This window comes from Corynebacterium doosanense CAU 212 = DSM 45436 (genome assembly GCF_000767055.1).
GTDB lineage: Bacteria > Actinomycetota > Actinomycetes > Mycobacteriales > Mycobacteriaceae > Corynebacterium > Corynebacterium doosanense.
Genome location: NZ_CP006764.1, coordinates 749,861 through 766,632, shown reverse-complemented (window position 1 = coordinate 766,632; position 16,772 = coordinate 749,861). Strand labels below are relative to the sequence as shown.

Annotated in this window: 19 protein-coding genes and 1 other RNA gene; 5 read left to right on the top strand and 15 right to left on the bottom strand. The window is 64.0% G+C overall.

What is annotated here, in order from left to right:
* Positions 1–296: 296 nt before the first annotated feature.
* From CDOO_RS03825 to CDOO_RS03800, 6 genes are all read right to left on the bottom strand, one after another.
* On the bottom strand, positions 297–1,052 hold the full coding sequence (locus tag CDOO_RS03825) for an iron ABC transporter ATP-binding protein (RefSeq protein ID WP_018022931.1): 756 nt from the start codon (positions 1,050–1,052) through the stop codon (positions 297–299).
* Positions 1,049–2,107 carry an iron chelate uptake ABC transporter family permease subunit gene (locus CDOO_RS03820; RefSeq protein WP_155861393.1) on the bottom strand — a complete coding sequence of 353 codons (1,059 nt, stop codon included), beginning with the start codon at positions 2,105–2,107 and terminating at the stop codon, positions 1,049–1,051. Before CDOO_RS03820 ends, CDOO_RS03825 begins: the two co-directional genes overlap by 4 nt.
* A gap of 31 nt (positions 2,108–2,138) precedes the next feature.
* Positions 2,139–3,137 carry an ABC transporter permease gene (locus tag CDOO_RS03815; RefSeq protein WP_018022933.1) on the bottom strand — a complete coding sequence of 333 codons (999 nt, stop codon included), beginning with the start codon at positions 3,135–3,137 and terminating at the stop codon, positions 2,139–2,141.
* Between the two features lie 71 nt (positions 3,138–3,208).
* Positions 3,209–4,252: a siderophore ABC transporter substrate-binding protein gene (locus CDOO_RS03810; protein WP_038573626.1), complete on the bottom strand. Its 1,044-nt coding sequence runs from the start codon at positions 4,250–4,252 to the stop codon at positions 3,209–3,211.
* A 196-nt stretch (positions 4,253–4,448) separates the two neighbouring features.
* On the bottom strand, positions 4,449–4,880 hold the full coding sequence (locus CDOO_RS03805; RefSeq protein ID WP_018022935.1) for a hypothetical protein: 432 nt from the start codon (positions 4,878–4,880) through the stop codon (positions 4,449–4,451).
* Positions 4,881–4,953: 73 nt separating this feature from the next.
* Positions 4,954–5,658, bottom strand: a complete 705-nt coding sequence (locus CDOO_RS03800; protein ID WP_018022936.1) for a hypothetical protein — start codon at positions 5,656–5,658, stop codon at positions 4,954–4,956.
* Between the two features lie 110 nt (positions 5,659–5,768).
* Here CDOO_RS03800 and CDOO_RS03795 point away from each other — a divergent pair, with 110 nt between their 5' ends.
* A complete protein-coding gene (locus CDOO_RS03795) occupies positions 5,769–6,098 on the top strand; it encodes a hypothetical protein (RefSeq protein ID WP_018022937.1) in 330 nt (109 codons plus the stop codon).
* Between the two features lie 45 nt (positions 6,099–6,143).
* Here the strand turns inward: CDOO_RS03795 and ssrA are convergent.
* The 3 genes from ssrA to CDOO_RS13880 form a co-directional block, all read right to left on the bottom strand.
* Positions 6,144–6,525: a transfer-messenger RNA gene (gene ssrA / locus CDOO_RS13555) on the bottom strand.
* 82 nt (positions 6,526–6,607) lie between these two features.
* A complete protein-coding gene (locus CDOO_RS03790; protein WP_018022938.1) occupies positions 6,608–7,120 on the bottom strand; it encodes a GNAT family N-acetyltransferase in 513 nt (170 codons plus the stop codon).
* On the bottom strand, positions 7,117–7,446 hold the full coding sequence (locus CDOO_RS13880) for a DUF488 family protein, N3 subclade (protein WP_155861390.1): 330 nt from the start codon (positions 7,444–7,446) through the stop codon (positions 7,117–7,119). Before CDOO_RS13880 ends, CDOO_RS03790 begins: the two co-directional genes overlap by 4 nt.
* Before the next feature lie 68 nt (positions 7,447–7,514).
* Between CDOO_RS13880 and CDOO_RS03785 the strand changes: the two genes are divergently transcribed.
* The gene (locus CDOO_RS03785) at positions 7,515–8,786 is read left to right on the top strand and encodes an acid phosphatase (protein WP_038573268.1); all 1,272 of its coding nucleotides are present in this window, start codon (positions 7,515–7,517) and stop codon (positions 8,784–8,786) included.
* Here CDOO_RS03785 and smpB read toward each other — a convergent pair.
* From smpB to prfB, 5 genes are all read right to left on the bottom strand, one after another.
* Positions 8,776–9,264, bottom strand: coding sequence for an SsrA-binding protein SmpB (gene smpB / locus CDOO_RS03780; RefSeq protein WP_018022940.1), 489 nt, complete (start codon positions 9,262–9,264; stop codon positions 8,776–8,778). The genes CDOO_RS03785 and smpB overlap by 11 nt on opposite strands.
* A gap of 125 nt (positions 9,265–9,389) precedes the next feature.
* The gene (locus tag CDOO_RS03775) at positions 9,390–9,953 is read right to left on the bottom strand and encodes a hypothetical protein (protein ID WP_018022941.1); all 564 of its coding nucleotides are present in this window, start codon (positions 9,951–9,953) and stop codon (positions 9,390–9,392) included.
* Positions 9,954–9,957: 4 nt separating this feature from the next.
* On the bottom strand, positions 9,958–10,860 hold the full coding sequence (gene ftsX, locus CDOO_RS03770; RefSeq protein WP_018022942.1) for a permease-like cell division protein FtsX: 903 nt from the start codon (positions 10,858–10,860) through the stop codon (positions 9,958–9,960).
* On the bottom strand, positions 10,857–11,561 hold the full coding sequence (gene ftsE, locus CDOO_RS03765) for a cell division ATP-binding protein FtsE (protein ID WP_018022943.1): 705 nt from the start codon (positions 11,559–11,561) through the stop codon (positions 10,857–10,859). Before ftsE ends, ftsX begins: the two co-directional genes overlap by 4 nt.
* The gene (gene prfB, locus CDOO_RS03760; protein WP_018022944.1) at positions 11,558–12,670 is read right to left on the bottom strand and encodes a peptide chain release factor 2; all 1,113 of its coding nucleotides are present in this window, start codon (positions 12,668–12,670) and stop codon (positions 11,558–11,560) included. The genes ftsE and prfB overlap by 4 nt, the downstream gene beginning before the upstream one ends.
* Before the next feature lie 45 nt (positions 12,671–12,715).
* Here prfB and CDOO_RS03755 point away from each other — a divergent pair, with 45 nt between their 5' ends.
* The 3 genes from CDOO_RS03755 to CDOO_RS03745 all read left to right on the top strand — a co-directional run bounded on the left by CDOO_RS03755 (position 12,716) and on the right by CDOO_RS03745 (position 15,239).
* On the top strand, positions 12,716–13,582 hold the full coding sequence (locus CDOO_RS03755) for an inositol monophosphatase family protein (RefSeq protein ID WP_026159498.1): 867 nt from the start codon (positions 12,716–12,718) through the stop codon (positions 13,580–13,582).
* A gap of 6 nt (positions 13,583–13,588) precedes the next feature.
* Complete coding sequence (gene hisN / locus CDOO_RS03750; protein WP_018022946.1) at positions 13,589–14,377, top strand: histidinol-phosphatase; 789 nt, start codon at positions 13,589–13,591, stop codon at positions 14,375–14,377.
* 496 nt (positions 14,378–14,873) lie between these two features.
* Complete coding sequence (locus CDOO_RS03745) at positions 14,874–15,239, top strand: cupin domain-containing protein (protein WP_018022947.1); 366 nt, start codon at positions 14,874–14,876, stop codon at positions 15,237–15,239.
* Between the two features lie 286 nt (positions 15,240–15,525).
* Here CDOO_RS03745 and CDOO_RS13550 read toward each other — a convergent pair whose 3' ends face one another.
* Positions 15,526–16,731, bottom strand: a complete 1,206-nt coding sequence (locus CDOO_RS13550) for a tyrosine-type recombinase/integrase (protein WP_245616242.1) — start codon at positions 16,729–16,731, stop codon at positions 15,526–15,528.
* Positions 16,732–16,772 lie beyond the last annotated feature (41 nt).

Sequence of the window (16,772 nt, the reverse complement as noted above, 5' to 3'; positions counted from 1 at the left end):
CACCCCACAAAAACGGAGATGATGCCGTGGTAGAAAAAACAAATAAAGTACATTGGCACACTATCGAGTTCTCACACAACACTGGCACGATTCTTACGATTTCGTCTCTCCGAAACCGCTTGAAAGGGCCTGTTCGAAGTTACATACTCACTCAACCGGAGTCAAGTTCGGTATGTAATTTCTTTCTTGTCACCCGCCTGTAACCTCTCGGCTACCGTTCGTGGCGACTTGATCTACTTTAAGGGACGCGGCGTGCAAGCGCAAATCGGACGTCGATACGCATCTTTAACCGCTGGTCAGTGGTAACAAGCCAGCAAACCGTCGGGCCCTTCGATGACGCGCACCTCGGTGTTGAAGATGTCGGTCAGGAGCTCATCCTGCATCACCTCGGCCGGCGTTCCGAAGGCCTCGATCTTCCCGTCCTTCACCGCGCAGATGTAGTCGGAGTAGCGGGCCGCGAAGTTGATGTCGTGCAGGACGATGATGATGGTGCGGCCGAACTCGCGGGCGGCGTCGGCAAGGTGTTTCATCATCTGCACAGAGTGGGCGATGTCGAGGTTGTTGAGGGGCTCGTCGAGAAGCACGTAATCCGTCTCCTGGCTGAGCACCATGGCCACGTACGCGCGCTGTCGCTGTCCACCCGAGAGCTGGTCCAGGTACCGGTTCTCCAGCTCCGTGAGGTTCAGGAAGTCGATGTAGCGCGAGATGATCGCCTCGTCCTCCTTGGTCAGCCGGCCCTTTGAATAGGGGAAACGGCCGAACCCCACGAGCTGGCGCACGGTGAGTTTGGTGATGAAGTGGTTCTCCTGGCGCAGGATGGAGACGATCTTGGCCAAGTCCGCGGACTTGGTGGCGGACACGTCGTGCTGCGCCACGTGGATCTCCCCCTCATCGACGGTCAGCAGCCGGCCGATCATGGTGAGCAGCGTGGACTTGCCCGCGCCGTTGGGCCCGACCAGGGACGTGATGCCGCCCGAGGGAATCTCCAGGTTGACGGGCCCAATGGCGACGTCGTTGTCGTAGGCCTTGCGGACATTGCTCAGCGTGATCACAGGCGACCCTTTCGGAGAATGACGTACAGGAACACCAGGCCACCCACGAGCTCGATGATGATGGAGACGACTCCCTGCGCGTAGAAGACGTGGTTCATGACGAAGTAGGCGGCCGTGAGCACGACAAACGCCGCCGCTGCGGCCATGGGGAACAGGTAGCGGTGGTCGTAGGTGTCCGCGAACTGATAGGCCAGCGTGGCCACGAGGAACCCGAGGAACGTCATCGGCCCCACCAGCGCGGTGGACACCGCCATGAGGATGCTGACCAGCACCAGCGTGTAGATGCTGTGGAAACGATGCCCGAGGCCGAGGTTGACCGACGTCTCACTGCCCAGTGCCACGAGGTTGAGGTTCCGGGAGTTCAGGTAGAGCAGCGTCACCGCCGTGAGGCAGAGGGGAATGGCGATGGGGTAATAGTCTGGGTCCGCGTTGTTCACGGAGCTGAACAGCCGCGCGCTGAGGATGTCGAACTCGCTCGGCGTGAGCATGCGCTGCATGAAGGTCGACAGCGACCCCAGCCCGCCGCCGATGACGATGCCGACCAGCAGCATCGCGTGCATGTTGGCCTGTTTGCCGGTCAGCAGCCAGGAGTACAGCACCAGCGACAGCGCCACCATGACCACGACCTGCAGGACAAACGTCGTGGTGGTGCGGGCGCCGATGATGCCGGCGACGCCGAAGAAGTAGATCGTCGACGTGTGAATCACCGTGTACAGCGCATCAAACCCCATGATCGACGGGGTGATGATGCGGTTGTTGGTCACCGTATGGAACGCGACCGTTGCCACGGCCTGGCACAACGCCACCACGGCCATGGCGATGACGGAATTCATCCGCCGCTCAGCGATGAGCCAGAACTGATCGGTCCCCAGCGGCATCGGATTTCCGTACCAGAGCAGTCCGAAGGTGGCGGCTACTCCGACCGCGAGCATCGCCAGCAGAATGATCCAGTACTTCCGCGCCGCCCGCGGGGACTGGAAGGCTCCGGCACTACGGTGCGCACTGTCGCGTGTCGACGACCGCTGCCAGCCAGATGCCGCCCGCGCGGCCGGCATCTCCTCGATTCCCGTCGACACTGCCTCTCCCCTATCCATTACGTGTCTGCCTGACGATGAGGAAGACAAAGACCACGGCGCCGACGACACCCAAAATCACCGAGACGGGCATCTCGAACGGCGCGATGATGAGCCTGCCGATGAGATCACACATAGTGACGATCCCCACCCCGAGCACACAGACCCAGGGCAGGTTGGAGCGCAGGTCATCCCCGCGGATCATGGAGACGACGTTGGGGACGATGAGACCGAGAAACGGCAGCGAGCCCACGACGACGGTGACCACGCCCGTCGCCACGGCGATGAGCGAGGTACCGATCAGCACCATGCGGTTGTAGTTCACCCCGACGTTGGTGGCGAACTCCTCCCCCAGGCCGGCGACCGTGAGCCGGTCGGCGAAGAAGAACACCGCGACCACCACGACGACGACGATCCAGAGGACCTCGTACTGTCCCTGCGTCGCGCTGGTGAAGGAGCCCGCGAACCACACGCCCAGCTGCTGGAGCATGTTGGTCTGCAGGGCGAAGAACGTCGACACCGCGCCGACGACCGCGCCCAGCATGATGCCGATGATGGGCACCACCAGCGAGGAGCGCAGCGAGACCCGGCGCAGGAAGAAGAAAAACACCATCGTTCCCACAAAGGCGAACAGCACCGCGCCGATCATGCGGTCGAGGATCGATGCGGTGGGAACGAAGTAGATGACAAACAGCAGGCCCAGCCCGGCCCATTCGGTGGTTCCGGTGGTGGTCGGTTCGACAAAACGGTTCTGGGTGAGCATCTGCATCACCAGCCCGGACATCGCCATCGCCGCGCCGGCGAGCACGAGCGAGACGGTGCGGGGCACGCGGGTGATGAAGAACATCTCCCGGCCATCGGGGCTGGAGAGGTCGTACTGCCCCGTGAGAAGGGACGCGACCAGAAGTGCAAGGACCACGGCGAGGGCAAGCAGGAGTTTCGTGTCCCAGAGCCGCGTGTGATGGGACGTGTCGTCCCTGCTCGGGGCACCGGTGGTGGCGGGTGAACTCATTGTCTGCGTTCTCAATCGTGGTCCGTGCATGTTGCCCGGGATCCGGGCGAGGTCAAACTGGGATGTGATCCCTACTTCGCCGCCTCGAACTGGTCAGCCAGGGCGTTGAGGATCTCGGTGTAGGTGATGATGGACTCGTTGGTGTACGTGTCCTCCGGGGCGTAGTAGACGTTGCCGTCGGCGATGGCGGCGGTGTTCTTCAGGGCGGCGTTGTCGCCGATGACGGTCTGGGCGGGGGTGAAGCCCGGCTCGTTGCGGTCGCTCGTACCGGCGTCGCGGTCGAGCACGATGATGATGTCCGGATTCGCTGCGGCGATCGCCTCGACGGAGATGTCGTCGCCCTGGTGGTCATCCGACCCGCCCTCGATCTCGAGTGCGGGGGTGAGTCCGAGGAGGTCGAACAGCGGCCCGAAGGTGCGGCCGACGGAGGGGGCGATGTAGCCGACCTCGCCGCCGGAGACGTTGACCGCCATGACCTTCTTCTCCGGATCGTAGGCGTCCTTGGCGCGCTGGAGCGCGTCCTCGAAGTCCGCGATGAGCTGGTCGGCGTCGTCTTCGTGGTCGAAGATCTGCCCCAGGGCCTCGGCGTGGCGGGTGAGCTCCTCGTCGAGCGGCTCACCCTCGCGGGGCTCAAACTCCACCATGGTGGTTTCCGGGTTGAGCTTGGCGATCGCCTCGTAGTGCTGGGAGAACCGCTGGCCGTTGACGACCACCTCAGGCTGGACCGCGGTGAGCGCCTCGAGATCGGGCTCGCGGTGGTTTCCGATGTCGATGACGTCGGGGTTGTCCTTGTACTCCGTGACGGTGAAGGGAACCAGTGCCTTGGGAGCAGCATCGATCTTCACGCCCCAGTCGGAGAGGATCTCGAAGGAGCGGTTGTCCGTGACCACCAGGGGCGAGGGATCGACCGGAACTTCCTGCGTGCCGTAGTTGTCCTCGACGGTGACCGTTTCCGCGCCGGCCGCCTCTGTCCCGGTGGCGTCGCCCGCTGCGCTGGTGGCACTGGCGGAGGCGGAGGACGTCGTCTCCTCGAAATCCTCACCGGTGGCGCAGGCCGAGAGAGCGAGCGCGGACACGGTCAGGGTGGCGACGGCGGCGAGAGCGCGGCGACGGATGTTCACGGGGAGTAGTCCTTAAGGTCGATGAGCTAACTGAAAGTTAGATTACCCTTAGTTAAGTTAGGGCATCTATACCTAGACCGTAGCTGTCAGCCACCCGCAACCGCAAGCGCCATCCTGGAAATAGACTGGCAGCCATCAAAAAACCGGCCGTGACCTCGGCGGTCACGGCCGGTTCGCGGGCCAGACGGTCTTACTTCTTCCGGTTCTTCTTGCGCTTGCCGTCGAGGGCGGTGGCCGCGAGAGCCAGCCCGGTGGCGAGCAGCCAGGAGTCCTTGGCCAGGGAGAGACCCTGCTCGGACGGGCGGATGCCGTCGTCCTCGCGGTTGTCCGGATCGGCGAAGTACAGCGACAGCAGACCGGCCGCGAAGGTGGTCAGCGCGCCACCGGCGACGGCGTTGGGGACGAAGGGCGCGAGCAGCGCACCGCCGACGGCCGCCTCGGACCAGCCGAGCACGGTGCCGAACTTCTCGGAGGGAATCTGCTTCACCGCGGGAACGCCGGATGCGGCGAACTGCTGGATGCCGGCCGACGCCTCGGCGGGCATACCGATCTTGCCGATGCCGCTATTGAGGATGAAAGCGCCGGGGATGGCGCGGAGGGCGACGCTGGACAGGAAGTTCATGGTTTCTCCTCAAGTTTTGTTGATGTGACCGCATCCCAGGTTAGCGCGGAACTCCGGCGTATGCAACCGCAGCTTATCGACGAAGCCGCCACGCCTTCCGCGAAGGATCCACCACCCAGGACGCAGACTCCCCCGAAAACGACTTGAGTTCTCCCCCGGCGATGAGGTGGCGGGAGGCGTCGATAAGCAGCAGATACGCCTCCGGTGTCGAGACCTCCGCGTCCACCAGCTGCAGCTCCGGAAGGCCGAAACCGGCCAGGCCGTACGTGTAACCGGTGACACCGTCATCGCCCTCCCACACCCAGGCGGGCGCCCAGAGCTGGACCGGCGATTCCGGAGAGTTCGCCAGCTCCGAACGCAGCCCCTGCGCGCCCATGGTCGTGCCGTCGATGCTGTAGCCGACGGCGTGCTCCAGACCCGCAAGCGCCGAAAGCGCGCGGGCATGCGCACGGTAGACATCGCGGACGTCACCGAACCCGAGCGCCCCGACGATGAGGTGCGCCGAGTGCATCCCGATGGCCTGCATCTCCTCGTCCGTGGTCAGCACCGGGTGAATGTTGTCCAGCACGCCGTCGCCGCCCAGGGAACGGGGCACGGGCGAGATCATGAGTTCGACTCCCTCGACGGCGGAGAGCACCACGTCCCCGCCGTCGCTGAGCCGGGCTTCGAACCCCGCGTCGTCCAGGAACTTCCGCACCTCGTCGGCCGAGACGGGTTCGGCGAGCAGGAGCATGCCCAGCGTGGCGGATCCGGATGAGGTCGAGGCAGAGTCAGTCACCCCACCCACGTTAGCGGCATGGGGGCCAACACCCGCTTTCCCGGAGCAACGATCCGGTGAGCCCTAGCATTGGCCACACCACGACGACTCCACCGAAAGGCCCCGAACCCGTGAGCACCGACACGCTTTACACCCGCTACCTGCAGATCCGCGACGACGACACCAACATCCAGGGTGCCTCGGCCATCTCCGGGAGCTCGCTGCTTCCCATCATCCAGCACCTGGCGACGGAGAATGACCTCTCCGAGCAGGAGGTCAAGGCCCAGATCGCCACCGGGTTCGCCGAGAAGTCCGGCACCGACGTTGACCGGGTACTGCGCACGATCGACGAGCTCATCGCGCTGCGCGAAGAGGCTCACGCACGCGCCATGGACTGGAAGGAATCCAACATGGCCGAGCGCGCGGCCATCAGGCGCGACCGGGAGGAGCTCCCCGCCTAAACATGAAAAGACCCCTCACCTGTTCTAGCAGGTGAGGGGTCTTTCTGGTGGAGCTGCCGGGGATTGAACCCGGGTCCTCCGGCACGTTGCCAGGGCTTCTCCGTGCGCAGTCCGCATTGATCGCTACTCGGCTCTCCGGCTTGGACGGACACCGTCCCGGATGATGAGCCCAGTCAGCGGTAAGAGTCCCCGCCGGCCCCGCTGACGCGGCCGACAGGCAAGCCACTTGAGTCGATGCCGGGGTCCAGGTTAGTGGCGAACCTGGTCCGACAGACACGCAGCTCGCTACTTAGGCAGCGAGGGCGTAGTCACGCTGAGAGTTCTTCTCTGCGCTTATTTTTTTGCTGCGGCGCTTGCGGTGGCCTCCAGCCTTCACCGGCACGCTTCCCCTGGCTCAGTGTCCGAAGTCGAAACCATAATCAGCCCCGTACAGTGAAACACTGCCCTCGGGCGGGATAATGCCGGTTTCCCGAGGTTGCGCTGATCCTACGCTCCCACGCAAGTGGCCGTCAAGGCAGGTCGAGGGCGAGAATCCAGTCGAGCTGCTCCTCCGCGCCCGTGGTGAAGGTGTGCTCGCCGATGCGGTGGAAACCCTGTCGTCGATAGAAATCCAGCGCTGCTTCGTTATGTTCCCAGGCCCCCAGCCACAGTGTCCTTGTGCCGCGCTCGAGCGCCCATTCCTTGGCGTGCCCAATGAGTGCCCTACCCAGACCCTGACCTTTGCTGCTGGCGGAGACGTAGATGCGTTGCAGCTCGGCGTGATCGGCCGGCATCTTCTCCGTTTGCGCCGACCCGACGTTGAGCTTGAGGTACGCCTCCGGCCGCCCCTCGATCTCCGCGAAAAACACCTCGGATTCGGGATCGCGAAGTTCGCTGAGCAGGGTCTCTGTCGAGTACGCGTCGTCGAGGTAGCGGTACATGTCCACGTCCGAGGTCGCGCCCCGGAAGGTCTCGACGAAGGTGTTCCGCGCCAACCGCTGGAGCTCGGCCACGTCCTTTTCCCCCACGCGCCGGATAATCATGCCCTCTCCAATCGTGCTGCCGGGATCCGCAAACGGCCGCTTTCCCTGCCCTTCCCCGCATCGAGCAGCGTCAGGACCCCCTGTGCCGGTACTTTGCGCTTATCGACATCCCGTCCACCCCGTTCCAGCTCTGCACGGTGTCGCCGGAAACACTCGTCGAACTTCCTGCGGGTCTCAGTGGACGAAGCCACATATTTCAGCCGTTCGTCGTGCCCGAGCTCATCCTCACTGCTCCCCCGGTGCCAGGTTCGATCCACCAACACCTCGGTGCAGTAGCGAGTCTCACGGGCGCGCAGATCGTTTCCTTTCACGCAGTAGTTCGCCATATGCCAAAGGATAATCAGGTGTCCCGCTGGAGTTCACCCGGGATTCATCAGGCGCACCTACAGTCCACATGTCATTGCCCTTGTCTACGGAGTACCTCAACATGCGCCTGCGTACCGCCACCGTTCTCACCGTCGCCGGCATGATGCTGTCGGCCACCGTCACCGCTACCGCCCAGTCCTCGGCAACGGGATTGCAGGGCGTCGATACGCATCTTCCCGGAAACCCGGTGGTGGTGCCCGCGGCCGTCGCGCACGAGGATGCACCGACACCCTCTCCGTTTACCCCGGATCAGATCGCCCGGGTCTACGCCTCCGACTTACCGGCCAAGGGCCCGTTCTACTTCGACGCCATCAACTCCTACGACGGCGTACGGCAGCACCATCCCGAGGTCATGGCCCGCAACCTGGACCTCACGGTGGAGATCAACAACGCCGCCGCCGATGACCCTGTACTGGTGGAACGTGCCCTCGCTGACGACCACGACGATCTCATGCTCACCATGTCCGACGCGTGGGGTGAAACCCTGGGCCAGCATTTCCGGGATGCCGTCGCCGAAAACCGCCTGCCCAAAACAACCCAGCTGCTCTCCGGGGCACTCGGACGCGGAGGCTGGTTGGCATCCACCACGTTCCCGGAGAAGTATTTCTACGGTGAGGACCGTCCGTTCGTCGTGGACCCGGCACGCATACAGCGTTTCCACCGTGATGGCGCCGAGGACGAATACTCCACCTCGCCGTCCTTTCCTTCCGGTCACACCAACCAGGCCACCTGGAAGTCCACCATGATGGCCGCGATGCTGCCGGAGCTGGGAACACAGATGCTCGCGCGCGGATCTGAGGTCGGCTACAACCGTGTGGTGCTCGGTGTGCACTACCCGCTGGATGTCATCGGTGGCCGGCAGACCGGTACTGCGGCAGCCATCGACCGGATGTCTGACCCGGAGTTTGTGGCACTACTCAACGAGGCATCGGCCGAACTGCGCGCGGAGCTTGAGTGGCGGTGTGGGGCGCCGCTGGCGGACTGCATCGCCGAGGACAGCGGCTACCTGTCGACCCGGGACGCCGTGGACGTCTACACCGAGCGCATGACCTACGGCTTCGACCAGATTGGCCCGGCCGGCCAGCCCATGGACGTCCCCTCCTATTCAGAGGTGCTGTTGCAGACACGCTTCCCGGAGCTGACCTGGGAGCAGCGCAAGGCGATCATGCACCTCAGCGCCATTGACTCCGGCTACCCGCTGGACGAAGGCACCCACTCCTACAACCGGCTCAACCTCGCCGCCGCGTGGGCCGCTACGCCACAGGTCAATGCCGATGGCGGAGTCAGCCTCATGCGTTGATGCCCTTGATTTTGCGGCCCATCTCGCGCACGACCTCGCGCTCCTCGGTGCGCTTCTTGATGGACTGGCGTTTGTCGTAGTCCTGCTTACCCTGCGCCAGGCCGAGCTCGACCTTCACGCGGCCATCCTTGAGGTAGAGGCTCAGTGGGACGAGGGTTCGGTTGCCGTCGCGCACCTTGCCGAAGATCGTGTCAATCTCGCGGCGATGCAGGAGCAACTTGCGGGTACGCCGCGGCGAGTGGTTCGTCCAGGAACCCATGGAGTATTCGGGAATGTGCAGGTTACGTAGCCACACTTCGCCATTGTCGATGGTGGCGAACGCCTCCACGAGGGACGCCTTGCCGTCTCGCAGAGACTTGATTTCGGTGCCGACGAGGACGATTCCCGCCTCGTACGTGTCCAAAATGGCGTAGTCATGGCGGGCTTTTCGATTCGTCGCAATGACATTGCTGCCCTGCTTCTTCTTTTTCTTGCCCATAATGAGAGGTCATCCTACCTGCCAGGGTGGGCTAAGCCCCAAACCCACCGGAGGGCGGGCGCCGCCCATTGCACCGTGTCGACTCCCGGGCCCAGGTATCCGCCGGGAAATCGCCTCCGGAAGGGCTACCGGAGAGACCACCACCGACGGCGCTTCGTCGACAGCTCAACCGGCATGAGCGTCAAGGCGAGCGCCGCCAGGGCCGGCCGTTCCACCAGGGTGGGAGGAAAGTCTCTCGCGGCAACAACATAACTGTCCCGGGAGGCGGGCTCCCCCGTGAGATAGACCGAGTGGCCGAAGGGATCCTCCGCGAACCAGTCGGCGAGAACTTCCGGGGAGAAGTCCACAACAGGGCCCGCAGAAGAGGCGAGGAGACCCGCGTCGGAATCGATGAGCAGGGCTCGCCTACCTGCCATCGCTGCGAGAACCTCCGTATCTCGCGTCGCCACAGGCGCCTTCACACCGGCAATGGCGCACTCACCCAGCTGCTCGCCCAGTTCGTCTGAACTCATGGACTGGGGATACACGAGGATGATGTGTTCCGGCGCACCTCCCGGTGCTGCCCCGGATGCTGCGCTGACGGCCCGGGCGGCAGTGGGAAAGACTCCGATGAGATGCGCAGTTTCGACCCGCACCGCGGTGCCGACACCCTCGGGGCCCAGCGAGAGACCCAGATCCCATCTGATCATCCGTCTACTTTCGCACGTACAGCCGCAGCGTGGCCCAGGCGATCACACCGGCCAGAATCACTCCCCCGAGTCCGAGCAGCGGCATGACCTGCCAGACATCAGCATTCGACACCCGAGCCAACAGACCGGAATCGTAGAGCCCGGACAGTGCCGGCATGACGACGAACCGGTTGCCCACCACCATTCCGAGGATGCCCAGAGCTGCACCCAGCGCAGTGGCAAGCACGGCCTCGACAACGAAAGGGCCCTGCGACATGCGTCGATTAGCGCCGACGATTCGCATGATGCTGGTCTCCACCCGGCGCGAGTGCGCGGAGAGAAGAACCATGTTGGACACGAGGAAGACGGCGGCAATGAGCTGAACCAACGCCAGAATGGCAGCGGCATTGCGGAGGGAATCAAGGTTGTCAGTGGCGGCGCTGACATCGTCGGTCTGATCGACCACACGAACCACACCCGGCATCTGCGCGATCGGATCCAGGGGCGAGATGTCGGTGGGCTCGGCCAGCCGGACATGCAGAGCGGCCGGCAGGGCGTCCGGTGTGGTCTCCTGCACGAGCGTCGGGTCGGACTCGCGGAAGATCTCCACGAACCTCTCATAGGATTCCTCGCGGGAGCGGAAACGCACTGACTCGACGTCATCCGAAGCCTCGAGCTCGGAGCGGACCGAGGAACACTCGGCGGAGGAACAGTCACTGTCACCGGCGGAGATGGCCTCGTCGAACTGCACCATCACCTCTACGCGGTCGAGGTAGATCTGCTTGGTGTCCTCGGTCATCTGGCCGATAAGCACCGCCGTGCCCAGCAACGCCAACGTGATCGCCGTGGTGATGATCAACGCGATGGACATGGTGAGGTTCCGGCGCAGGCCTCGGAAGCCTTCGCGGAAGATGTAGGCCAGATTCACAGTGCCTCCCCGGTCTCGGCTGAGTGGTACATGCCGTGGTCGTCGTCGCGGACGAACTTACCGTCACGCATCTCCAGCACCCGGTGACGCAGCGAGTCCACGGTTCGGGAGTTGTGGGTGGACATGAGCACGGTGGTGCCTGTCGAATGGATCTCGGTGAACAGGCCCATGATTTCGTCCGCGGTCTCGGGGTCGAGGTTGCCGGTGGGTTCATCGGCAAGCACCGCCCGGGGTTTGTTCACCAGTGCGCGGGCGATGGCCACACGCTGCTGTTCGCCTCCGGAAAGTTCGCGTGGCCTGCGGGTGCCCTTGGCAGCCAGGCCGACCATCTCCAACGCTTCCGGTACGGCGTGGGCGATCTCTGCCTTTGACTTGCCGATGACCTCGAGAGCGAACGCCACGTTGTCGTGGACACTCAGGAGCGGAAGCAGCCGGAAGTCCTGGAAGACGTAACCGATGCGCTGTCGTAGCTCGGAGACCTCCCGGTCCTTCAGGGTGTTGACGTGGAGGCCGTCGAAATGCACGTTTCCGGAAGTGACATTTTCCTCTCTGATGAGCAGGTTGAACAACGTCGACTTTCCGGATCCAGACGGGCCAATGAAGAAGACGAACTCACCCGGGGCGACCTCCAGGTTCACGCCGTCGAGCGCGGGCTTCTCCGTGCCCGGGTAGGCCTTGGTGACATTGTCGAAGATGATCACTGTGCTCCCTCCGCCTCCTGCTGCTGCGCCATTCGCCAGCGGATTCCGGCCTCGAGGAATCCGTCGATGCCGCCGTCGAGGACCTTGGTGGGGTCGTTGACCTCATAGTTGTTCCGCAGATCCTTGACCATCTGGTACGGGTGCAGGACGTAGGAACGCATCTGGTTGCCCCAGGAGGCGTTGCCGCCGGCACCGAGGGCGTCCATCTCCGCACGCTCCTCGATGCGCTTGCGCTCCAGAAGCTTGGCCTGGAGCACGTTGAGAGCCGAGGCCTTGTTCTGAATCTGCGACTTCTCGTTCTGGCAGGTCACCACCACGCCGGTAGGCAGGTGGGTGATGCGCACTGCGGAGTCGGTGGTGTTGACGGACTGCCCGCCGGGGCCGGAGGAGCGGTAGACGTCGACGCGGATGTCGTTGTCCGGGATCTCGATGTGGTCGGTCTTCTCCACCACGGGCAGCACCTCGACCTCGGCAAAGGAGGTCTGACGCCGGCCCTGGTTGTCGAAGGGGGAGATCCGCACCAGCCGGTGCGCACCCTGCTCGACGGAGAGCTGGCCGTACATGTACTCGCCGTGCACGACGAAGGTGGCGGACTTGATGCCCGCCTCCTCGGCGTAGGAGATGTCGTAGACATCGACCTTGTGGCCGTTCTTCTCCGCCCAGCGGGTGTACATGCGCATGAGCATCTCGGCCCAGTCCGCAGCGTCGACCCCGCCCGCTCCGGAGCGGATGTTGATCACCGCCTCACGCTGGTCGTAGTCGCCGGAGAGCATGGTGGTGACCTCGAGGGAGTCAATGGCCTCCCCCAGCTCCGCGAGCTCATCGTCGGCCACCGAGGCGTCACCCTCCTCCTCGGCGAGTTCGTACATGACCGGCAGGTCGGTGAGGCGCTCGCGCAGGCCGGTGACCCGGCGAATGCGGGACTGCACGGTGGAGAGCTCGCTGGTGACCTGCTGCGCGTGATCGGGATCGTCCCACAGCGAGGGATCGGACGCCTGCTGCTCAAGTTCCCGGACGCGGTCGGCGAGCTCGTCCAGATCCAGCACCTTCTCAATGGTGGTGAGGGTGGTATCGAGTTCGTCGATTCGTGCACTAGTCTCCGGTCGCATGGTTGCACATGCTACCCGAGGCACCATCGGCTCCTAACGGGCACAATGAAGGCCATGAGCTCTAAAGAATCCGACATCTCCCTGTCCGACATGGTGGACGCCCTCACTGCCACCTTCGCCGATGCCCACCACGGTGACAGTGACGAGCAGCTGGCCAAGGCCCTGGTGTTCAACGCCGGGCGCCTGGCCTGGCGAATGCGCGAAAGCGGGGTATCGACCGACTTCAAGACCTCCATCTCGGATGTCGTCACCGACGCCGACCGGGCGGCCGAACAGTTCGTCGCCGGTGTCCTCGACGCGCTGCGGCCGGAGGACGGGGTCCTGGGGGAGGAAGGGGCGCAACGGGCGTCGAAAAGCGGCCGTACCTGGGTCATCGACCCCGTGGACGGCACCTATAACTTCACCTCCGGTTCGGACTACTGGTGCAGCGCGCTAGCACTCGTCGAGGGCGAGCCGTCCGATCCCGAACGTCTGATTCTCGGTGCCGTCCACCGCCCGGCCATGGGTTACACCTGGTGCGGCGGCCCGGAACTTCCCACCACCATCGACGGCACCAGCTTGGCGGAGCTTGTCGACGCCCCGTCCAGCCACCTCAGCCTGGGAACCTATCTCCACCCGCACTGGCTCGACGATGACCAGGTTCGTGGTGCCTGGCAGTCCGTGGTCACCGGTTTCGCCACCCTGCGCATGTTCGGCGCCGGCTCCGTCGACCTCGCCGGAGTGGCGGCCGGAGAACTGGGAGTGTGGATGCAACACACCGTCGCCGACTGGGACTGGCTGCCAGGAAAGGCACTGGTAGAAGGCGTCGGCGGCACGTGCATCAAGGTCGAGGCCGGCGGGGTGGTCTGGTGCGTGGCTGGAAACCCGCAGGCCGTGGCCGAGGTCGCCGACACGCTGAAAGCCATAGGATAGGCCAGCATGAGCACCTATGTAGATGACCTTGCCCTCGCCCTCGAGCTGGCAGAGGCAGCCGACGCCATCACCGCCGAGCGATTCGAGGCCTCCGACCTCGAGGTGGACACCAAACCCGACATGACCCCCGTGTCCGAAGCGGATCTGGCCACCGAGAAACAGATCCGCTCGCTCATCGAGACCGCCCGCCCAGCAGACGATGTCCTCGGAGAGGAATTCGGCGGCGACGTGACATTCGAGGGCCGCCAATGGGTCATCGACCCCATCGACGGCACCAAGAACTACGTGCGCGGTGTGCCCGTGTGGGCGACGTTGATCTCGCTGCTCGACGACGGCGTGCCCGTTGTCGGCGTCGTTTCCGCTCCCGCCCTGGGCCGACGCTGGTGGGCGGCCAAGGACTCGGGCGCATGGCGCACGGTGCACGGCGGCTCCCCCAAGCGACTGTCGGTCTCCACCGTCGGCCAGCTGGATGACGCCTCGGTCTCCTTCTCCTCCCTCGGCGGCTGGTCTGAGCGCGGGCTGCGGGAGAATTTCCTCGACCTCACCGAACGCACCTGGCGACTGCGCGGATACGGGGACTTCTTCTCCTACTGCCTGGTGGCCGAGGGCGCGGTTGACATTGCCGCAGAGCCCGAGGTGTCCCTGTGGGACCTCGCCGCGCTGAGCGTGCTGGTCACGGAGGCGGGCGGCCGGTTCACGTCCCTGGCGGGCGAGGATGGCCCGCACGGTGGAGACGCGCTGGCGACCAATTCGCTGCTTCACGACGAGGTGTGCGCGGTGCTCGGCGCGTCCTGAGCTTTCCGAACGCAGAGCAAAGGCCCGGGGCGGACTACCGACCCCGGGCCATTGCCAGACCGTGAAAATCAGCCGAAACGGCGCACGCACTTTTTCCTTCCCCGCCGCCTGTGACCACGACGGGGCGATACCGGTGACACACGGAATCAACCCGCTTCAACCCTGGTGAACTGGAGGATGTGGACCGCATCCCGCCACCGCGAATCAGTTTAGGATAGCCTCGCCTTACTGTCTAGCCCTGGCCGGGAAGTGTTTCCTATGTCACATATGCGGGGATCTGGGAGCGCCCGATGCTGCACTCTTTCCCGGCTTTGTGCGACCCGCGCTGACGGTGTTGTCCGCACTGGTGGACCTTTCAGGCGCGGTGTTAGAGTTCAGTTTACTTACTGGATTTTCAGTATTTAAACCTGGACCCCCGCCTTGGCGATCGCACCGGCCACGTTAGTGTCAGTGAGCGCTGGGACCCGCCCGAGAATGGACTCCCGAAAGGAACCTCATGTCTGACCCTCACACCGCTCCCTGGACGCTGCTCACTGGCCTCGCCGACCCGTATCCCACCGCCCACGATTCCTCCCCGAGGAGGGCCGTTCCCAACCTCAAGGTGATCGAGCGTCTCGAAGGTGCCACCGTGGTCCGCCTCTCCTTCCGTCCCGGCGACGAGATGGCCGACCACCAGGCCCCCGCCCCGATCCTCATCCTCGGGCAGACCGGAGACGTCTCCGTCACCGTGGATGCCGGCGACGGCCGCGCGGTGACCGAGAACTTGACCCCCGGCCGCGCCCTGCACATTGAGCCGCGGCGAAAGCACAGCCTTGTCGCCCGCGAAGCTGCGACGGTCACGCTGGTGATTCTCACGCAGTAGGGGCGGAGCTGGATGCCCTGGGAAACCCCGGGCGGTTCAATACTTCAGCATCCAGGAATAGAAGAAACCCCCTCCCGGCCATTCCTGGCCAGGAGGGGGTTCTCATCAGAAGAAGTTGGTAGCGGGGACAGGATTCGAACCTGCGACCTCTGGGTTATGAGGGGGCTGTACGTGCCACCTGGGTATTATCACCACTGAACTGCGGTTATACAACCAGCTAGTTCCCGTTGATTCCCGCAGAATCCCGCAGAATCCCGGTTCTTAAGCGACATCTAAAGCGACATTTTTACTCGGTCCGGAGAGCACGGGTCATACCCTCGATGTCGGTCAAGTCGGTATAGGAGGCAGCATTCATGGCCGGGTCGTGCCCAAAGAAGGCCGCCCGGACGTCCGGGCCGACACCCCGGGCAATCGCTCGGTTGTTCAAGACAGTCCGCCAGGCGTGCGACCGCATGGCTGAGATAGCCTCGCTACCCAGGTCGGCACCTACGCTGAGGTATAGAGCTTTTGATGTCTTCACCGCATTGTCGGTCCGCCACGGACTGGCGAGGTCTCCCGGTGCAGAGATGATCGGCGTGGATGCCGCTGCCGGGAGCGTGTCGAGCCGAGCTCGGTGCCAGGCCTCGACCCGCGCGTCAAGAATCGGGACCGTGCGCGACCGGTGGGTTTTGCTCACGTCGGCAGACACGGGCACCGCCAGGCGACCCCCAGACTCGGAGAGGTCGGCCCGGGTCAGCGCCAGAGCCTCGGTGATCCGCAGGCCAGTGCCCGCTTGGAGCAGCGCCAACGCGACGGCTCGCTCATGTCGGGCTAGCGACGACCCCCGGCGGTCGGTCCCCGGTGGTAGCGGTCTGTCTGTGTCCCGGGTGATGAGGTGATTGACGACCCGGTCGTAGTCGGTGTCGGTGAGCGCATGAGAAGCGGGTTTCTTGCTCTTACTGACGGTCCCGAGGTCGATAGACACTCCACGCAGGGGATTGTGCTCGACCAGCCCCTCCCGGAGGAGCTGGTCAAGCACGTATTTCGAAAGTACGGTGCGGGCCTGGCGACCGCTCTCAGAGCCGTGGCGTGCGGCGATGTCCTGGAGCGCATGCTCCAGTGTCCTGAATCTCACGGCGTCGCCGATGGGGAGGCCGGAGAGCGCAGATTTTATTTGCGCCAGGGCTGTGACATATCGGCGGAGGGAGTTTTCACGTAGTCGCGCGGACTGGAGGACAGGCGTTGATACAGAGTCGATGAAATCGACGATTTTGTCAGATTTCGACCATGTCGACGAGCCCGCTGCGAGGGCATCACCACATTTCATGTGCCCTTTTCGTCGGAATTCGCCTCGGGTTGCGGCCCTGATTTTGATGCGTTTCAGCCGTCCGTCCCAGAGTCTGACGGAGACATCGCTCTGGAAAGGCCCCCGCCCCTCCAGAGCGTCTGCGACGCGGTCGACAGAGGATTCTCCAGGGGCTAATCGTGTTTTAGCTGCTGTTTTAGGTGTCATAACCCATATTATAGCGACACTATTGTCATAGGTTCGAATCG